The 959-nt window shown below is 34.7% G+C and carries 1 protein-coding gene and 1 pseudogene; both read right to left on the reverse strand.

From position 1 onward, the window contains the following. Positions 1-82 precede the first annotated feature (82 nt). Complete coding sequence (locus tag E1140_RS00180; protein WP_155177944.1) at positions 83-649, reverse strand: rhomboid family intramembrane serine protease; 567 nt, start codon at positions 647-649, stop codon at positions 83-85. Between the two features lie 16 nt (positions 650-665). Beyond that, a pseudogene (locus E1140_RS21185) lies at positions 666-959 on the reverse strand (hypothetical protein); the annotation flags it as partial.

Raw genomic sequence — 959 nt, forward strand, 5'->3', positions numbered from 1 at the left:
AAAGGCCTCAATTGAGGCCTTTTTTTATTTCATTTTTCTTCAATTTACATTTATGTGTAAGTAGTTCTACACTTGAGGTATTTTATACATAGACCTTTTTCTTATCAAAGTACTTCCACGCCATAACCAGTCCCACGATAGCTCCCATTAAATGAGATTCCCATGAAACTCTTGGGTTATTAGGTAACACTCCATAGAATATATAACCATACATTATCAGTACTATTGCCGATAGAAAAAGTGATTTCAAATCCCTTCTGAATAACCCAAAGAAAATAATAAAGGTAGCCAAACCATAAATTAAACCACTTGCTCCTATATGATTACTAGGTCTTGCAATTAGCCAAACAAGCAGATTAGTAATAACGTAACATGAGTAAAATACTTTATTGGCAATGGATGGATAATAAAAGTATAAGGTTATTCCCAAGAATAGCAGAGGCACCGTATTAGAAATAAGATGGGCTGGACCTGCATGAATTAAAGGGCCTGTTATTAGACCTATCAATCCTATTGGCTCTCTGGGCAGAATACCAAAATGAGAAATCGGTAATTGATAAGAGTACTCCAGAACGAAAACAAGCCAAACAAAAAAAACGAACCTTATTGGAGTTATTGAACTTCCAATAAGCGTTCGCTTTGATGACATAATTGTATTTCAGGTATTATTTAGAAGGGTTGTTGATCATTTTGAGTTCAATCAACTTAGACTCTTCATAACCAACAGCCATATATCCTAAAATACCACCTGATGATTCTGCTATTTTCTTAGCCAAATCTTTAATACTGGCATAAAATTCTTCAGCGAAGTTATTCCCCAGCTTTGGTAAAATAGAATTTAACTTGGTGAGTTCCTCTATTATTATTGGATTACGCTCTTCGGCACTTACAGGAAACTGCTGAATCATAACCTTCAGTTTATCTTCAAAGTCAGTCCCTACTTCACGATAGTAGTCTAT

Source organism: Fulvivirga lutimaris (genome assembly GCF_009711525.1).
GTDB lineage: Bacteria > Bacteroidota > Bacteroidia > Cytophagales > Cyclobacteriaceae > Fulvivirga > Fulvivirga lutimaris.

Coding starts and splice junctions, on each gene's coding strand:
- E1140_RS00180 (WP_155177944.1), bottom strand. CDS start 649: ATGTCATCAAAGCGAACGCTTATTGGAAGTTCAATAACTCCAATAAGG.